The organism is Shinella yambaruensis (assembly GCF_050859155.1).
In the GTDB taxonomy this organism is placed as follows: Bacteria; Pseudomonadota; Alphaproteobacteria; order Rhizobiales; family Rhizobiaceae; genus Shinella; species Shinella yambaruensis.
This window is the reverse complement of record NZ_CP150638.1, coordinates 599,252-615,385: the sequence shown is the minus strand read 5'-3', so window position 1 is coordinate 615,385 and position 16,134 is coordinate 599,252. Positions and strand designations below refer to the sequence as shown.

The 16,134-nt window shown below is 66.7% G+C and carries 16 protein-coding genes; 8 read left to right on the top strand and 8 right to left on the bottom strand.

Features of this window, described 5'->3' with window-relative positions; translation table 11 throughout:
• Nucleotides 1–32 precede the first annotated feature (32 nt).
• Entirely contained in the window at nt 33–179 is a 147-nt protein-coding gene (locus tag WMC41_RS02945) for a DUF1127 domain-containing protein (protein ID WP_244767979.1), read from the bottom strand.
• Between the two features lie 398 nt (nt 180–577).
• Here WMC41_RS02945 and WMC41_RS02940 point away from each other — a divergent pair, with 398 nt between their 5' ends.
• Nucleotides 578–1,147: a helix-turn-helix domain-containing protein gene (locus WMC41_RS02940; RefSeq protein WP_288080553.1), complete on the top strand. Its 570-nt coding sequence runs from the start codon at nt 578–580 to the stop codon at nt 1,145–1,147.
• Nucleotides 1,148–1,150: 3 nt separating this feature from the next.
• Here the strand turns inward: WMC41_RS02940 and chrA are convergent, their stop codons facing one another.
• Nucleotides 1,151–2,551 carry a chromate efflux transporter gene (gene chrA, locus WMC41_RS02935; RefSeq protein ID WP_432346985.1) on the bottom strand — a complete coding sequence of 467 codons (1,401 nt, stop codon included), beginning with the start codon at nt 2,549–2,551 and terminating at the stop codon, nt 1,151–1,153.
• A 151-nt stretch (nt 2,552–2,702) separates the two neighbouring features.
• Here chrA and WMC41_RS02930 point away from each other — a divergent pair, with 151 nt between their 5' ends.
• The 3 genes from WMC41_RS02930 to WMC41_RS02920 are packed head-to-tail and all read left to right on the top strand — an operon-like array spanning nt 2,703 to nt 3,930.
• Entirely contained in the window at nt 2,703–3,026 is a 324-nt protein-coding gene (locus WMC41_RS02930) for an ArsR/SmtB family transcription factor (protein WP_432348240.1), read from the top strand.
• 14 nt (nt 3,027–3,040) lie between these two features.
• Complete coding sequence (locus WMC41_RS02925; RefSeq protein WP_432346984.1) at nt 3,041–3,514, top strand: SRPBCC family protein; 474 nt, start codon at nt 3,041–3,043, stop codon at nt 3,512–3,514.
• Nucleotides 3,511–3,930: a GFA family protein gene (locus WMC41_RS02920; RefSeq protein WP_432346983.1), complete on the top strand. Its 420-nt coding sequence runs from the start codon at nt 3,511–3,513 to the stop codon at nt 3,928–3,930. Before WMC41_RS02925 ends, WMC41_RS02920 begins: the two co-directional genes overlap by 4 nt.
• A gap of 2 nt (nt 3,931–3,932) precedes the next feature.
• On the opposite strand, the gene WMC41_RS02915 is transcribed toward WMC41_RS02920, so the two are convergent.
• Complete coding sequence (locus WMC41_RS02915) at nt 3,933–4,397, bottom strand: SRPBCC domain-containing protein (RefSeq protein WP_432346982.1); 465 nt, start codon at nt 4,395–4,397, stop codon at nt 3,933–3,935.
• Between the two features lie 107 nt (nt 4,398–4,504).
• Between WMC41_RS02915 and WMC41_RS02910 the strand changes: the two genes are divergently transcribed.
• From WMC41_RS02910 to WMC41_RS02900, 3 genes are all read left to right on the top strand, one after another.
• Nucleotides 4,505–5,509, top strand: a complete 1,005-nt coding sequence (locus WMC41_RS02910) for a GlxA family transcriptional regulator (RefSeq protein ID WP_432346981.1) — start codon at nt 4,505–4,507, stop codon at nt 5,507–5,509.
• Between the two features lie 96 nt (nt 5,510–5,605).
• The gene (locus WMC41_RS02905; RefSeq protein WP_432346980.1) at nt 5,606–6,208 is read left to right on the top strand and encodes a glutathione S-transferase family protein; all 603 of its coding nucleotides are present in this window, start codon (nt 5,606–5,608) and stop codon (nt 6,206–6,208) included.
• A gap of 183 nt (nt 6,209–6,391) precedes the next feature.
• A complete protein-coding gene (locus WMC41_RS02900) occupies nt 6,392–8,953 on the top strand; it encodes a GcvT family protein (protein ID WP_432346979.1) in 2,562 nt (853 codons plus the stop codon).
• A 421-nt stretch (nt 8,954–9,374) separates the two neighbouring features.
• On the opposite strand, the gene WMC41_RS02895 is transcribed toward WMC41_RS02900, so the two are convergent.
• The 3 genes from WMC41_RS02895 to WMC41_RS02885 form a co-directional block, all read right to left on the bottom strand.
• Nucleotides 9,375–10,574, bottom strand: coding sequence for an amidohydrolase family protein (locus WMC41_RS02895; protein WP_432346978.1), 1,200 nt, complete (start codon nt 10,572–10,574; stop codon nt 9,375–9,377).
• 91 nt (nt 10,575–10,665) lie between these two features.
• Entirely contained in the window at nt 10,666–11,319 is a 654-nt protein-coding gene (locus WMC41_RS02890) for a L,D-transpeptidase (RefSeq protein ID WP_432346977.1), read from the bottom strand.
• Nucleotides 11,320–11,384: 65 nt separating this feature from the next.
• Complete coding sequence (locus WMC41_RS02885; protein WP_398432391.1) at nt 11,385–12,428, bottom strand: L,D-transpeptidase family protein; 1,044 nt, start codon at nt 12,426–12,428, stop codon at nt 11,385–11,387.
• Between the two features lie 380 nt (nt 12,429–12,808).
• Here WMC41_RS02885 and WMC41_RS02880 point away from each other — a divergent pair, with 380 nt between their 5' ends.
• A complete protein-coding gene (locus WMC41_RS02880; RefSeq protein ID WP_432346976.1) occupies nt 12,809–13,225 on the top strand; it encodes a MerR family transcriptional regulator in 417 nt (138 codons plus the stop codon).
• Between the two features lie 6 nt (nt 13,226–13,231).
• On the opposite strand, the gene WMC41_RS02875 is transcribed toward WMC41_RS02880, so the two are convergent.
• A complete protein-coding gene (locus WMC41_RS02875) occupies nt 13,232–13,801 on the bottom strand; it encodes an SCO family protein (RefSeq protein ID WP_432346975.1) in 570 nt (189 codons plus the stop codon).
• Nucleotides 13,798–16,083 carry a heavy metal translocating P-type ATPase gene (locus tag WMC41_RS02870; protein WP_432346974.1) on the bottom strand — a complete coding sequence of 762 codons (2,286 nt, stop codon included), beginning with the start codon at nt 16,081–16,083 and terminating at the stop codon, nt 13,798–13,800. Before WMC41_RS02870 ends, WMC41_RS02875 begins: the two co-directional genes overlap by 4 nt.
• Nucleotides 16,084–16,134 lie beyond the last annotated feature (51 nt).

Below are 16,134 nucleotides of genomic sequence, written 5' to 3'. Positions count from 1 at the left end.
TCTTCGAATTCTGCCGGTTGGCGGCGTGTCGTTCAGAAGCCGACGGCCGCGCGCGCGACGGCCTTGATCTCCGAACGCTCGATGCCGAGATCGCGCAGTTCGCGGGCGGTCATGCGGTCGAGTTCGTTGACGGTCTGACGGTACTTGCGCCAATTGCTGAAGGAACGTGCCATGTTCATGATGATCCCCTTTCCGGAGGCTCTCTGTTCGGCACCGGTCCGTGGCGCCGCGTCTTTCGATGACCGTCTTATAGGCTTATGTTGCAATGCGGAACAGCGCTAAGCTGGCACGTCACCCATGCAAACGGCGCATGGGTCTGGTCATCTTCTGTTAAGGTTGCACGCGGCTCAGAGGGCGAATGCGAGGCTGTTTTCTGCAAAAAATACGATCTTTTGGCGTGCGCCACGGCAAAACCGGACGAAAGAGGCCCATTTCGCTGTCCGGGGCGTCAAAAATGCCTACCCTTGCCATACCCGGTCCTTTGCAAATCTCCACAGCAAAAGCGCTTCGCACTTTTGCCGGACTTGCTCTAAGAAGGCGTCCCGCGGCAGCGCCGCCCTTTCGATGACGGAACGACATGAGCGACAATCTGCAGGGTCAAGAACGGGGCGACGTGCTCGCCCATGTCTCCGGCAACCTGCGCCGCCTTCGCCAGGCGGCCGGGCTCAGCCAGGCGGCGCTGGCGCAGGCCTCCGGCATCAGCCGGCGCATGATCGTGGCGGTCGAGGGGGGCGATGCCAATATCAGCCTGTCGAGCCTCGACAAGCTGGCCGCCGCCATGGGCGTGCGCTTCGTCGATCTCGTGCGCGATCCGGCCCGCGCACCCTCGGCGGAGATCAACGAGGTGACCTGGCGGGGAAGCGATGCGCAAAGCACCGCCGTGCTGCTCGGCACGGCGCCGGCGACGGCGGAGGCGCAGATGTGGCTCTGGTCGCTCGGCCCCGGCGAGCGCTATGCGGCCGAACCCGACCCGACCGGCTGGCACGAAATGCTGTTCGTGACCGAGGGCACGCTGCGGCTCGAGCTTTCGGGCGTCGCCAGGGATTTCGCCGCGGGCAGCTTCACCATCTATGCGACCGACCAGGCCTATGCCTATGCCAATCCCGGCACCGTGCCCGTGCGCTTCGTGCGCAACGTGATCTCCTGACCCTCAGCCCGCCGCCAGCATCCAGGCCATGCCGGCGAGCGCCGAAAGCGCGAGCGTCAGCAGCACCGAGGCCCCGAGACGGAACAGGGCGTAGGCCGCGGCGGCGGCGAGCAGGGCCGACGGCAGGATGAGCGTCGACGGATCGGGCAGCTCGAGGCGCAGCGGGCCTGCGGCGAGAACCCTGACCTCCCCGAACAGCGTGTGCAAGGCGAACCAGACCGCCAGGTTGAGGATGACGCCGACCACGGCGGCGGTGATCGCCGACAGGGCGCCGGACAGCGCCGCATTGCCGCGCAGTTTTTCGATGAAGGGCGCGCCGAGGAAGATCCAGAGGAAGCAGGGCACGAAGGTGACCCAGGTGGTGAGGGTCGCCGCGAGCGTCGCCGCCACCAGGGGATTGAGGCTGCCGGGATCGCGATAGGCGGCGAGGAAGCCGACGAATTGCAGCACCATGATGAGCGGCCCCGGCGTCGTCTCGGCCATGCCGAGGCCGTCGAGCATTTCGCCGGGCCGCAGCCAGCCATAGTGCTGAACGGCCTCCTGCGCGACATAGGCAAGCGCCGCATAGGCGCCGCCGAAGGTGACGACCGCCATCTTGCTGAAGAAGATGCCGACCTGCGCGAAGACATCGTTGCCGCCGGCGAAGAACCAGATCGCCGCAACGGGGCCGAGCCAGAGACAGAGCAGCGCCGCCGATACTTTCATCGACCAGCCGGGATGGGGCCGCGCATGGGCGGGCGTCGCCTCGCCGAGCAGCGAATCCTCGTCCCGCAAAACCTGCGCACCCGACGCCGCATGGCCGCCTGCCGTGCGGAAGAGGCGGGAGCCGGATCGCGAACCGAGATAGCCGACAATGGCGGCGACGAGAACGATGAGCGGAAACGGCACCTTGAAGGCGAAGATGGCGACGAAGGCGCCGGCGGCCAGAAGGATCATCGCCGGATTGACGAGCGCGCGGCTGCCGATGCGGAACACCGCCTGCACGACGACGGCGAGCACCGCCGCCTTGAGGCCGAAGAACAGGCCCTCGACCACGCCGGCATCGCCGAAGAGGACGTAGACATAGCTCAGTGCGAGGATCGACAGGAAGCCGGGCAGGATGAAGAGCAGGCCTGCGAGAAGGCCGCCCGCCGTGCGGTGCATCAGCCAGCCGATATAGACGGCGAGTTGCTGAGCCTCCGGTCCGGGCAGGAGCATGCAGTAGTTGAGCGCGTGGAGGAAGCGCTTCTCGCCGATCCAGCGTTTCTCATCGACGACGATGCGGTGCATCACGGCGATCTGCCCGGCGGGGCCGCCGAAGCTGAGCGCGGCCACGCGCACCCAGACGCGAAGCGCCTCGCCGAGGGGGACGCCGTGCCCTTCGGTGCCGGGCGGTTGTGGCGGCGATGCCGCATGATCGTTCATCGGATGTCCTTCCCCCTTGCGGTCGCGATCGATCGCAGCCGTCCCCTGCCCTGTCAAGGCGCGGGAGGGCTTGACGGATGAGGATGTTGGCATTATTAAACTCATTAGTTAATTAACCTTATGGATAAATGATGTGAGCGATCCGCTGAGCATGACGTTCGCCGCCCTTGCGGACCCGACTCGCCGGGCGATCCTGGCACGGCTTTCCGAAGGGGATGCGACAGTGAACGAGATCGCCGCCCCTTTCGCGATGAGCCTGCCCGCCGTTTCGAAGCATTTGAAGGTGCTGGAGGCGGCAGGCCTCATCACCCGCAGCCGCACCGCCCAGTGGCGCCCCTGCCATCTGGAGACGGGGCCGCTGAAGGAGGCCAACGGCTGGATCGCCCATTACCGGCGCTTCTGGGACCAGAGCTTCGACCGGCTCGACGATTACGTCAGGCAATTGCAGGCCGGCGAGCCGGACAAGAAGAGCTGAGGAGGACGACCACCATGCAACACACAGCCGGAACCGCAGAGCCCATCGGCCTTGCCATCGAGCGCCTGATCGAGGCGCCCGTCGCCCTCGTCTTCAAGCTGTGGACCGCGCCGGAGCACCTTGCCCGCTGGCTGGGGCCGAAGGATTTCACGGCCCATGCGGTGCGCATGGACTTTCGCCCGGGCGGCGTGTGGTCGGCGGTGATCCGCTCGCCGGACGGCGACGACTACCCGATGGGCGGCGTCTACCGGGAGATCACGGAAAACCGCCGCCTCGTCTTCACCTTCCGCTGGACGGCGGAGGACGGGCTGGACACGCTGGTGACCGTGACCTTCAAGGACCTTGCCGGCAAGACCCGGCTGACCTTCGCCCAGACGCCGTTCGGCACCATCCAGTCCCGCGACAGCCATGCCGAGGGCTGGGGCGAATGCCTCGACCGGCTGGTCGCCTGCATCCTGCAAGAACGCAGCGGAGGAGAAGAGCGATGAAAAGGACCTATCACGGCAGCTGTCATTGCGGCGCCGTCCGCTACGAATGCCTGCTCGACCTCGACGAGGGCCTGAGGCGCTGCAACTGCTCCTTCTGCCGGCGCACGCGCATGCTGAAGACCTTCACGAAGCGCGAGGATTTCAAGCTGCTGTCCGGCGAGGGCCGGCTCCTCACCTACCGCGCCGCCGATTCGAGCTGGCCGGACGGCGATGTCGACCATTATTTCTGCGGGAACTGCGGCGTCCGCTCCTTCTCGCGCGGCTACCATGAAACCTTCATGGGGCATTTCTACTGCATCAATGCCGGCACGCTGGACGACGTGTCCGAAGAGGATCTCAGCGCCGCACCCGTCATCTACGAGAACGGCATGGTGGACGACTACGAGAACCCGCCGCCGCACCACGCCCATCTTTGACCTCACGCCGCGTGGGCCTGCTGCCGGAGGTAGCGGTCCATCGCCTCCAGCATGGCCTGCCAGCCGGCCTGATGGTCTTCAGCCTTGTCGCGGCCGTCGAAATAGGTGCCTTGCTCGACAAGCCGCATGCGCGTGCCGTCCGGGACCGCCTCGAGGGCCACGACGACCGTGCCGGCGAAGGTGAGCGTGCCGTCCTCCCGGAGCAGGCTGGCATAGGCGATGCGCTCTTGCGGCCGGATCTGCAGATAGCGGTTCTCGTTGAGATAGACGGGCCCGCCCTTGGGGCCGAAGCGGCAGAGATCGCTTTCGCCGACTGCAAAGCCGAAGCGCTCGAAGCGCATCTGCCAGTCCGGGCCGGGATCGCCCCAGGCCTCCTGCGCAGCCTGCTGCGACCAGGCCGCAAAGACCGCCGCGGCCGGCGCGGCAAAGGTTCTGGTGATGTCGACGGTGCCGTGTTCGATGGACATGGTCTTCTCCTTCCTGTTGGTGGAACGGGGAAGAGCATGGCCGGCTCCTGGCCCGGCCGGTAGAGACGTTCTCGACACTTTCGGGGCGGATGTGCCAATCTTGCGCCATGCCGACACGTCCGAAGCCGACCAGCCCCCTCACCGTCGCCATCCTCGCCTTGCCGGAAAGCGGCACCATGGCACCCTATGGCCTGCACGAGATCCTCGGCGAGGCCGGCCGCGGCCCGAAGGCGCTGCGTCCCCTCAATCCGGTGCTCGTCGCCGCAGAGACCCGTACCCGCGCGACGGGCAGCGGCCTCAGCGTGACCCCGCAGCAGGGGCTTGCCGGCGGCCTTGCCGATATCGTCGTCGTTTGCGACATCCATCTCGATCCGGGCCTGTCGCCGGCCGGCCGCTGGCGGCGGGAGATCGCCTGGGTACGGCGGCATATCGAGGCGGAGGCGCTGGTCTGCTCGGCCTGCAGCGGCGCGGTGCTGCTGGCCGAAGCCGGACTGCTCGACGGCACGGAGGCCGCCTCGCACTGGATCATGGCGGATCTTTTCCGCGACCACTATCCGAAGGTCACCTTCCGGCCGGAGCGCATTCTCTGCGACAGCGGCCGCGCCGGGCGGCTGATCACCACCGGCGGCGCCACCTCCTGGCAGGATCTCGCGCTCTACCTCATCGGCCGTTTCTGCGGAGCCGAGGAAGCGACGCGCGTCGCCCGGCTCTTCCTGATCGGCGACCGGGGCCACGGGCAACTCCCCTTCGCCTCCATGGCCCGGCCGCGCCAGCACGGCAATGCCGCGATCGCCGACGTGCAGACCTGGCTTGCCGACAACTATGCCGCCCCCAATCCGGTGGCCGCCATGGTGGCGCGCTCCGGCATGGCGGAGCGCACCTTCAAGCGCCAGTTCAAGGCCGCCACCGGCTATGCGCCGGTGGACTATGTGCAGGCCATGCGCATCGAGGAGGCCAAGCAGATGCTGGAGACCGGGCCGGACGCCATCGAGGACATCGCCGTCGCGGTGGGCTACGGCGATCCGACCTTCTTCCGAAAGCTCTTCCGCCGCCGCGTCGGCGTCACGCCGGCACAGTACCGCCAGCGCAACCGCCTTCGCACCCTCGGCTGACGATGGCCGGTTTGCCCCGAAACCAGCCCGTTTGCCTCTGACCTTCAAGCCCCGTCGCCGGCACACTCGCCTCATCTGAACACGAGGAGACGCGACATGGACTTCTATTACGCCCCCACCGCCTGCAGCCAGGCCTCCCATATCCTGCTGCACGAGGCGGGCCTTTCCTTCCGGCCGCACAAGGTCGACATCTTCCAGCACACGCTGGAGGACGGCAGCAGCTATGAGGCGGTCAATCCGAACGGCTACGTGCCCGCTCTTCGCCTCGATAACGGCCTCCTCCTGACGGAAAACGTCGCGCTGCTCGACTGGATCGCCCTTGCCGGCGACGGCCTCGTGCCGGACGGGCCGCTCGGCCGCACGCGCCACCTGCAGATGCTCGCCTTCCTCTCGACGGAGCTGCAGAAGCCCTTCGTGCGGCTGTTCTTCACCGAGAACGAGGAGGAGAAGGCCTGGCTGACCGAAACGCTCGCCCGCCGCTTCGGCTGGATCGCCACGCGCATCGAGGGTGACTATCTCTTCGGCGCGCGCTTTTCGGCCGCGGACGCCTTCTTCTACGTGATGGCGCGCTGGGCCGCGATGTGCGCCATCACCCCGCCGGAGACGCTGCAGGCGCTGGCGGGCCGGATAGAGGCGCGGCCGGCGGTGAGGACAGCGCTGGCGAAGGAGGGTGTCGCACCACTGGGCGGAGCCGCCTGAGCCTTGAGGAAAAGCGTTGCGCCCGCCCGACGATCCGCTAGGGTCTTGCCGCCGGCGTGAGGCCTTGCGACGGGTCCGGTTCCGGCGACTGTCGGAACTGGTCGCTGGCGAGTCGCAGACAGGCTGCACTGGCGGGAAAGCAGGCCCTAAAATCGGCAGCAACATTTCATCGGGGTCCAGCACATGGCAGAGTTTCCGCAACAGGCGAAGGTCGTCATCATCGGTTTGGGTGGCATCGTGGGCGCATCGATCGCCCATCATCTCATCGAGCGGGGATGGGACGACATCGTGGGCATCGACAAGTCGGGCGTTCCCACCGATATCGGTTCGACGGCGCATGCCTCGGACTTCTGCTACACGACGAGCCACGACTATCTTTCGGTCTGGACCACCCAGTATTCGATCGATTTCTACGAGAAGATGGGCCACTACGCCCGCATCGGCGGCCTGGAGGTCGCGCGCACCGGCGACGATGCCTGGATGGAGGAGATCAAGCGCAAGCTCTCCTCCGCCCGGGCTTTCGGCACGCGCGCGCACTATGTCTCGCCGGCCGAAATCAAGGAGAAGTTCCCGCTGATCGAGGAAGACCAGGTGATGGGCGGCCTGTTCGACCCGGACGCCGGCCTCGTCATCCCGCGCTCGCAGACGGTTGCCGGCAAGCTGGTCGACGCCGCCGAAAGATCCGGCAAGCTGCAGGTCTACGGCAACACGCCGGCCCAGTCGCTGATCGTCGAGGGCGGACGCATCAAGGGCGTCGTCACCCATCGCGGCACGATCATGGCCGACCATGTCATCGTCTGCGCCGGCATCTGGGGCCGCCTGATCGCCGAAATGGTCGGCGAGGACCTGCCGGTCATGCCGGTCGATCACCCGCTCACCTTCTTCGGCCCGTACAACGAATTCGAAGGCACCGGCAAGGAGATCGGCTTCCCGCTGCTGCGCGATCAGGGCAATTCCGCCTATATGCGCGACACGGGCGATCCGAAGACCACCGAGGGCGGCCAGATCGAGTGGGGCTATTACGAGACCACCAATCCGCGCCTGTGCCATCCGCGCGACATTCTCGAAAAGCACGAGGCACGCCTCTCCCCCTCGCAGCGCGACCTCGACATGGAGCAGATCCTCGAGCCGCTCGAAAAGGCCATGGAGCTGACGCCGATCCTCGGCGAGCTCGGCTATAACGAAGGCCACTCGTTCAACGGCCTCCTGCAGGTTTCCGCCGCCGGCGGACCCTCCTGCGGCGAGAGCCAGAAGGTGCGCGGCCTCTGGTACTGCGTCGCCATCTGGGTGAAGGACGGCCCCGGCTACGGCAAGCTGATCGCGGACTGGATGACGGACGGACGCACCGAGATCGACCACAACTCGATCGACTATGCCCGCTTCTACCCGCACCAGCTGGAGGAAAAGTTCATCGAGGGCCGTACCTACGAGGCTGCCCAGAAGATCTACTTCCCGGCCGTGCACACCCGCGAGCCCTATGCCACCGGCCGCAACGTCAAGCGTTCGCCCTTCTACGAGCGCGAAGTGGAGCTCGGCGGCTACTTCATGGAGCTCGGCGGCTGGGAGCGTGCGCATGGCTACAAGGCCAACGAGCACCTGCTGGAAAAGTACGGCGACCGTGTGCCGGTGCGCGAGAACGAATGGGACAGCCGCCATTTCTGGCGCGTGTCGAATGCCGAGCATCTGGCGATGAGCGAGGATTGCGGCATCGTCAACCTGTCGCATTTCCACATGGTCGACATCGAAGGGCCTGACCATGTCGAACTGCTGGAATGGCTCTGCGCGGCCAAGATCGGCGGCGACGCGAATATCGGCAAGGGCATCTACACCCACTTCCTCGACGACGAGGGCATGGTGCGCGCCGACTTCACCGTCTTCCGCATGGCCGACCGCTGCCGCCTCGTCAACGGCGCCGATGCCGGCCCGCGCGACTTCCATTACATGAAGCGCGTCGCTGAAGACCGCGGGCTCGACGTCACCATCACCGACGTCTCGGAGAAGTTCATCACCATCGGCATCTGGGGCCCGAACGCCCGCGAGACGCTGAAGAAGGTGGTGGCGGACCCGGCCGGGCTCGACCTGGAGAACTTCGCCTTCGCCGCCATCAAGCAGATCGAGATCGCCGGCAAGCCGGTCACCGCCTTCCGCATCTCCTATGTTGGCGAGCAGGGCTGGGAGCTGCACATGAAATACGAGGACGGCCTTGCCGTCTGGGATGCGCTGCGCGAAACGGGCGTCATGGCCTTCGGCGTCGAGACCTATGCCAATTCGCGCCGCATGGAAAAGAGCCTGCGTCTCCAGAACGCCGACCTTCTCACCCAGTACAACCTCATCGAGGCCGACCTTGCCCGCCCGAAGGTCAAGGAAGCGGATTTCCGCGGCAAGGCGAAGCACCTGGAATACAAGGCACGCGACCATCAGCCCGCCATGCTCTGCACGCTCGTCATGACGGACAATACCGACAGGAACGGCGTCAAGCGCTACCCGCTCGGCAACCTGCCCGTCATCGACCCGGAAACCGGCGAGGTGCTGGTCGACGAGCTCGGCCGTCGTTCCTACACGACCTCCATCGCCTTCGGTCCGACGATCGGCAAGAACATCGCGCTGGCCTACCTGCCGCACGCCTATTGCCAGGAAGGCCGCAAGCTCGAGATCGAGTATTTCGCCGAGACCTACCCGGTCGAGGTGGTCGGCATCGGCTACAAGCCGCTCTATGATCCCGAGAACCTGAAGCCGCGCACGTAAGCGGGTTCGGGGACGTCAAAAAGGAAAGGGCGTGCCGGCGAAAGCGGACACGCCCTTTTGCTTGGTCGGTCTACGCGAGGCTCTTCTTGTCTCTTCGCATTCCATCGCCGCCCCCTGCCTCTGCTCTCATCTTCACCCGCCCACCTCTCCTCGTCATCCTCGGGCTTGACCCGAGGATCCAAGCCACACGGCGCGCCTTGAGTTTGGCGCGTGGATCCTCGGGTCAAGCCCGAGGATGACGAGGAGAGGTGGACGAACCAATGGAATTTGGGCGGCAGAAGGCAGACGGGTCAGGAAGAGCGGTCGGATTTTGGGAGACAGGATAGCGGGGTGTGCAGCGGCAGACACGAACATGGAGAACGGAGGAGACGGGGCAACGGTCGGCCACCTTCCACGCCCCCTGCCCGCGCGAAAACCTGCTCTACCGCACCAGCGCCCCGTTCTCCGCCACCAGCCGCCCTGCCTTGAACACCCGCCGCCCCTTGGGCACCGCCACGACGGCCTCCGGCACATGCTCGGCGGCGAGCGTCACGAAATCGGCCCTGGCGCCGAGGGCGATGCCGTAGCCTTCGAGGCCGAGGGCCCTCGCGCCCGCGGCGGTCACCACGTCGAAGGCGGCCGCGAGATCATCGTCCGTGTAGAAGCCGGAGCGGTAGCCGATCATCATGGCGCGGGCGAGCATGTCGCCGTCCCCGTAGGGCCACCAGGAATCGCGGATATTATCGTTGCCGGCGAAGACGTTGACGCCTTCCGCGCGCAGCAGCGCAACCGGCGGGAAGACGTGGTCGCCCGGGGCGTTGGTCATGATCGAGACGCCCGTGGAGGCGATTTTCGCGCCGATGCGGCGGGCGGCGTCGGCATCGAGATCGCCGAGGCCATAGGCATGGCTGATCGCCACCTTGCCCTGCAAGCCGAGCGCCACGGTGCGCGCGCAGATTTCCTCCACCGTGAAGGCGCCCAGCGAACCGAAATCGTGCAGGTGGATATCGACCCCGACGCCACGCTTTTCAGCGACACCGAAGACGACGTCGAGATGGCCCTTGAGATCGCGGTCGAAGCTCGCCGGATCGAGGCCGCCGACGAGATCGGCGCCAAGCGCGATCGCCTCGTCCAGCAGGTCCGGCGTGCCGGGGCTTTTCAGGATGCCGCTCTGCGGGAAGGCGACGAGCTGGATGTCGATGATATCGCGGTATTCCTCGCGGATGCCGAGGATCGTCTCCAGCGACTTCAGCCCGACCGAGCCATCCACCATGACGTGGCTGCGCATCTGGAGGGAGCCGTTCGAGACGCAGAGTTCCAGCTGCTTGCGGGCGCGCTCGTCCATCGGCGCGGCCTCTGCCATGTTCTGAGCCTGGAAGGCGACGCGCTCGTGGACGTCAAAGCCGTTGGTGCAGGGTTTGTGCGGGATCCATTTGTCGCCGTAGAAGCTGGTATCGAGGTGGATATGCCCCTCGACGAAGGCCGGCACCAGCAACGCGCCGGCAATGTCCACCTGCCGGGCCGCGGCCGCAAGCGTGCCCGCCGGCTGGATGGCGACGATGCGGCCGCCGGCAACGCCGATATCGTTCAGCGAACCGTCCGACAGCGTCGCACGGGTGAAAAGAGTCTCGATCTCGGCCATGGCATCGCGTCTCCATCTGCATACGACCTGACCCGCCCGGTTGCAGGCAGGTCAAATATTGTACGCAATAAGGCGCGAAAATCGTATGCAGTCAATAGGCCGCGGCAACGGCGGCAGCACCCAGCACCAGAATGGGCGTGCCGTTCTGCACGCGGTCGTAGAGATCGATGACGTCCTGGTTCAGCATGCGCACGCAGCCGGAGGAGACGGACTTGCCGATCGTCCACCATTCCGGAGACCCGTGGATGCGGTAGAGCGTGTCTTCGTTGTTCTGGAAGATGTAGAGCGCGCGGGCACCGAGCGGGTTCTTCAGGCCCGGCTCCATGCCGCCGTTCGCGATGCTGTAGGGCTCCAGCTCCGGCTGGCGGGCGACCATCTCGTCCGGCGGGGTCCAGCGCGGCCATTGCCGCTTGTACTGGATGACGCCCCGGCCGGCCCATTCGAAGCCGGCGCGGCCGAGGCCGACGCCATAGCGCATGGCCTGTCCGTCCTCGTAGGTGAGGTAGAGGAAGTGGTTCGCCGTATCGACGACGATCACGCCGGGGCGCTCGCCGGTCGGGTTCGGCACCATCTGGCGATAGAAGCGCCGGTCGATCTTCTGGTAGGGAATGGCCGGCAGCGGGAACTGCTCGTCCGGCTTCGGCCCGTACATGGCGGCGTAGATGCTGGTATCGACCGGTTCGGGCTCGACGGCGACCCGCTCGCGCACCGGCGTCGTGCAGCCGGCCAGAACGGTGGTTGCCAATCCTGCCCCGCCAAGCAGGAAGGATCGGCGGCTTACGCTTTCACCAGTCAATGCATGTCCTCGCGTCAATCGTCATAGGGATCGGCCAGCGCGGCTTCGGGCCGGCTGACCGGATATTTCGTGCGCGAGATGCGGGCCGCCAGGCCCTTCGCACCCTGCTGCTTCAGGAGCGTGCGGAAGCTCGGATGCATGCCGCCGTCCATATAGGCAAAGCTCGACACCGTCGTGGTGGTGGCGAGCGCCGCCTCCAGCTTCTTCTGTTCCGCGCCGAGCTTGGCGACGAGATCGGTCGCCGGCTCGCTCAGTGCCGCCGGGCATTGCGCCAGCGGATCGCTCGGCTCGCCGCCGTCGAACTCCTTGTTGAAGACGTAGCGGCCGCCGCAGACGGAGACCTTCGGCTGTTTGCGCGTGAAGGCGAAGGCATCGTAGCCCTCCTTTAGCGTGCGCCAGAACGGCATGTTCGGATCGCCGCGGTGCTTGGCCATGTTCTGCGTCGTCATGCGGAAGGGATAGGCCTGCACCTGGAAGCGCTGCTGCCCGCCCTCCAGCGCCCGCTGCACGATGGCGTAGATCTCGCCGACGCCCTGGTCGGTCATCGCGTAGCAGCCGGAGGAGGAGCAGGCGCCATGCACCATCAGCGCCTCGCCGGTATAGCCGAGCGCCGATTCCAGCCTGTTCGGATAACCGAGGTTGAAGGAGACGTAATATTGCGAGTTCGGGTTCAGCATGCCGGCCGAGACATGGTAGAAGCCTTCCGGCGCCTGGCGGTCGCCGCTCTTCTTCTTCGGGCCGAGCTTGCCGGACCAGCGGCACATCGGATAGGTCTTGAACAGCGCATACTGGCCGCTCGCATCGACCTTCCAGACCTCCAGCTCGCTTTCCTGCTTGAAGATGCGTACCAGCACGGGGCTTTCCGGCCGCATCTTCTTCTTCGCCATCTCCGCCTTCACCTTGTTGGAGAGCTGCGGCGCCTCGGCCAGCGAGGCGACATCCATGGCCATGCAGCCGGCAAGCAGGCCGCCGGCGACGGCGGCGGCGGCAAGCCGCGCCAGAAGCGGCAGGCGCAGGCGGGCGGTTTCTCGGGAAAGACGATGGCGAAGCGCAAACATGGGTCGTTTTCGGTTGTTGGAGGTCCGGGCGCGCCGGTTCGAGGGCGGCGCATCTCGGGGTACAGATTCCAAGCGATTGCTTAGAACTTCGTTAATCTTGTGGCCTCGACCGGCTCCAGCGCGGCATCATGCCCCGGCAAGCACCGAATCCAAGGCACCCGCCGCTGCGGGCGAGCATAAAACCTCAAGCCGCCTGCGCATCAAGGCCTCGTCCGGCGATTTTCCTCGCACGGCGATCACGCGGCGAACAACAAATCGTCAGCAGCCCCTTTCCGGCGCGCGGCACCGGGCAGGCGGCAAAGAAGACTTGATTTGCCCACAATCCCGGCACATCTGTGGCGAAGATACATTCGACGGGCACATTCGATGAGGCAGAGGCGATGCTGACGATCGGCGATCTTTCCAAGGCCACGGGCGTCAAGGTTCCGACCATCCGCTACTACGAGCAGATGGGCCTGCTCTCCCATGCCGAGCGCTCGGAAGGCAACCAGCGGCGCTATTCCAGCAAGGAGCGCGAGCGCCTTGCCTTCATCCGCCACGCGCGCGATCTCGGCCTCACCATCGACGCCATCCGCGAGCTGATCGACCTCAGCCAGCACCCCGAACGCCCCTGCCGCGATGCCGACCGCATCGCCGCCGAACAGCTCGCCACCGTGCGGCGCAAGATCGCCCGGCTGCGCAAGCTGGAGGCCGAGCTGGAGCGCATCACCAGCCATTGCCATTCCGACCAGATCAGCGACTGCTATGTCATCCGGGCGCTCGCCAACCATGACCTCTGCCACGACGATCACGACTGAGCGCGTTCAGGCGCCCGCAAGCAGCCTCAGCTTCCGAAGCTGGGTCTCGCGCGGCTCGTGCATGTCCAGCATGCCCTGCAGCCGGCCGTCCGCACGGATGAGGAAGAGGCCGGCGGTGTGCTCCATCGTGTAGCTGTCCGAGGCGGTCGGCACCTTCCTGTAGAAGGCCGAGAAGGCATCCGCCGCCGCCTTCGTCTGGGCCGCGTCGCCGCGAAGCGCGATGATGCGCGGATCGAAGGACGTCATGTAGAGCTTCAGGAGATCCGCCGTGTCGCGCTCGGGATCGATGGAGATGAAGAGCGGCGTGATGCGATCCGCCGCCGGGCCGATATCATGCAAGAGACCCGACAGTTCGAAGAGCGCGGTCGGGCAGACATCCGGGCAATGGGTGAAGCCGAAGAAGGCCAGATAGGGTTTTCCGGCCAGATCGGCGGAGCGGAAGGGCTGGCCGTCGACGGTCTCAAGTTCGAAGACACGCCGTTTTGCCGCCTCGCCGGACGGCGCCCTCGCCGCAACCGTCACGGCGACGATCGCGGCAAGACCTGCGGCAAGGGCAAGGAGCGCCCGGCGCCTCATCCCCTGATCGGCCTCAGGAGACGGAGCGCATTCAGCGTGACGAGCACGGTGGCGCCGGTATCGGCGAGGATCGCCGGCCAGAGGCCGGTGATGCCGACCACGGTCGTCACCAGGAACACGCCCTTGAGGGCGAGCGAGAGGGCGATGTTCTGGACGATGTTGCGCATGGTGCGCTGCGACAGGTCCGTCATCAGCGCGACGTCGCCGACGCGGCCGTGCAGGATGGCGGCATCGGCCGTCTCCAGCGCCACGTCGGTGCCCCCGCCCATGGCGATGCCGACATTGGCGGCGGCGAGCGCCGGGGCGTCGTTGATGCCGTCGCCGATCTTGCCGACGACATAGCCTTCGCGCTGCAACTCGCCGACGATGCGCTGCTTGTCCTCGGGCATCAGCTCGGCGCGCACCTCGATGCCGAGTTCCGCGCCGACGGCCTTTGCCGTGCGGGCATTGTCGCCGGTCAGCATGACCGTCCGGATACCGGCGTCCTTCAGTGCCTTGAGGCCGGCGGCCGCGTCGGGGCGCGGCTCGTCGCGCATGGCGACGGCGCCGGCGAGCACGCCGTCGACCACCAGCATGGAGACGGTCTTGCCGTCGTCGTTGAGCGCGGCGGTGGCGGCCTTCACCTCGTCGGAAAGCGTCACCGTCTCGGCGACGGCCCTGGGCGAGCCGAGGAAGACCTCCCTGCCCTCGACGGTGGCGGCAACACCCTTGCCGCCGAGCGCCCGCGCGCCGCCTGCGACCGGCGGCACGATGCCCTCTTCCGCCGCCTTGCCGAGAATGGCGAGCGCCAGCGGATGGCTGGAGCCGGCCTCCAGCGCGGCGGCAAGGCGCAGCACCTCGCCGGACGAAGCCGAGAAGGCGACGATGTCGGTGACCTTCGGCTTGCCCTCGGTCAGCGTGCCGGTCTTGTCGAAGGCGATGGCGGTGAGCTTGCCGAGGCCTTCCAGCACTGCACCGCCCTTCATCAGGAGGCCGCGGCGGGCGCCGGCGGAGAGCGCGGCGGCGATCGCCGCCGGCGTCGAGATGACCAGCGCGCAGGGGCAGCCGATCAGCAGCACGGCAAGGCCCTTGTAGACCCACTCGCTCCACACGCCGCCGAAGAAGAGCGGCGGGATGATCGCGACGAGCGCGGCGACCACCACGACGCCGGGCGTGTAATATCTAGAGAAGCGGTCGATGAAGCGCTCGGTCGGGGCCTTGGATTCCTGGGCCTCCTCGACCAGCTTGACGACGCGGGCGATGGTGTTGTCCGCCGCCGCCGCGGTGACGCGCACCCGCAGGGCCGCTTCGCCGTTCACCGTGCCGGCGAAGACGGTGTCGCCGACCTCCTTGCGCACCGGCGTGCTTTCCCCGGTCACGGGCGCCTCGTCGATGGCGCTCTCGCCGTCGATGATCGTGCCGTCGGCGGAAATGCGGTCGCCGGGGCGCACGAGAATGACCGCGCCGACGGCCAGCCCCTCGGCCGGCACCTCCGTCGTCCGGCCGCCTTCTTCCAGAAGCGCGGTCTTCGGCACGAGGGCGGAGAGCGAGCGGATGCTGTCCCGCGCCTTGCCGGCGGCGACGCCCTCCAGCAGTTCGCCGACGAGGAAGAGGAAGACCACGGCGGCGGCCTCCTCGGTCGCGTTGATGATCACCGCACCGACGGCGGCGATGGTCATCAGCATCTCGATGGAAAACGGCGTGCCGGCCAGCGCGGCCATGATGGCGCGCCGGGCGATCGGCACGAGGCCGACGAACATGGCGATGACGAAGGCATAGGTCTCGATGGCCGGGAAGAGATGGCCGATGCCGTAGGCGAGGACCAGCGCCGCGCCGGCAAGGATGGTCAGCCGCCCCTTCCTGCCCTTCCACCACGGCCCTTCGGAGGGACCATGGTCGTGGCCATGCAGCCCCTCGACGGCCGCCGCCTTCGGCGTGTGGTCGTGACCGGCACGATCATGGTCGTGATCGTGCGCATGGCCATGATCGTGCTTGTGGCCATGTCCATGGTCATGCCCGTGGCCATGGTCGTGGTTGCAGCCGGGGCCGTGCACATGTTTTGCCGCGGGCTTTTCCGCGCCCCCCGCAGCCGGCGTCACCGAATAGCCGAGCCCGGAAACCTTGCGGCGGATCGCCTCCAGGTCGCTGGTCGCATCGTGCTGCACGCGCATGGTGCCGGCGGTGACGGAAACGGAAACCTCCGCAACCCCCGGCATGCGGCGCACCGCCGTGTCGATCTTGCTGGCGCAGGAGGCGCAATCCATGCCGCCCACCCGGAACCGGGTCTCTTTCACATCGGACATCGTAGATTCCTCTTTCGTCTCGTGAAGAGGTTCTACGACCTCTAGCGACTA

Coding starts and splice junctions, on each gene's coding strand:
- WMC41_RS02945 (WP_244767979.1), bottom strand. CDS start 179: ATGAACATGGCACGTTCCTTCAGCAATTGGCGCAAGTACCGTCAGACC.
- WMC41_RS02940 (WP_288080553.1), top strand. CDS start 578: ATGAGCGACAATCTGCAGGGTCAAGAACGGGGCGACGTGCTCGCCCAT.
- chrA (WP_432346985.1), bottom strand. CDS start 2,551: ATGAACGATCATGCGGCATCGCCGCCACAACCGCCCGGCACCGAAGGG.
- WMC41_RS02930 (WP_432348240.1), top strand. CDS start 2,703: ATGACGTTCGCCGCCCTTGCGGACCCGACTCGCCGGGCGATCCTGGCA.
- WMC41_RS02925 (WP_432346984.1), top strand. CDS start 3,041: ATGCAACACACAGCCGGAACCGCAGAGCCCATCGGCCTTGCCATCGAG.
- WMC41_RS02920 (WP_432346983.1), top strand. CDS start 3,511: ATGAAAAGGACCTATCACGGCAGCTGTCATTGCGGCGCCGTCCGCTAC.
- WMC41_RS02915 (WP_432346982.1), bottom strand. CDS start 4,397: ATGTCCATCGAACACGGCACCGTCGACATCACCAGAACCTTTGCCGCG.
- WMC41_RS02910 (WP_432346981.1), top strand. CDS start 4,505: ATGCCGACACGTCCGAAGCCGACCAGCCCCCTCACCGTCGCCATCCTC.
- WMC41_RS02905 (WP_432346980.1), top strand. CDS start 5,606: ATGGACTTCTATTACGCCCCCACCGCCTGCAGCCAGGCCTCCCATATC.
- WMC41_RS02900 (WP_432346979.1), top strand. CDS start 6,392: ATGGCAGAGTTTCCGCAACAGGCGAAGGTCGTCATCATCGGTTTGGGT.
- WMC41_RS02895 (WP_432346978.1), bottom strand. CDS start 10,574: ATGGCCGAGATCGAGACTCTTTTCACCCGTGCGACGCTGTCGGACGGT.
- WMC41_RS02885 (WP_398432391.1), bottom strand. CDS start 12,428: ATGTTTGCGCTTCGCCATCGTCTTTCCCGAGAAACCGCCCGCCTGCGC.
- WMC41_RS02880 (WP_432346976.1), top strand. CDS start 12,809: ATGCTGACGATCGGCGATCTTTCCAAGGCCACGGGCGTCAAGGTTCCG.
- WMC41_RS02875 (WP_432346975.1), bottom strand. CDS start 13,801: ATGAGGCGCCGGGCGCTCCTTGCCCTTGCCGCAGGTCTTGCCGCGATC.
- WMC41_RS02870 (WP_432346974.1), bottom strand. CDS start 16,083: ATGTCCGATGTGAAAGAGACCCGGTTCCGGGTGGGCGGCATGGATTGC.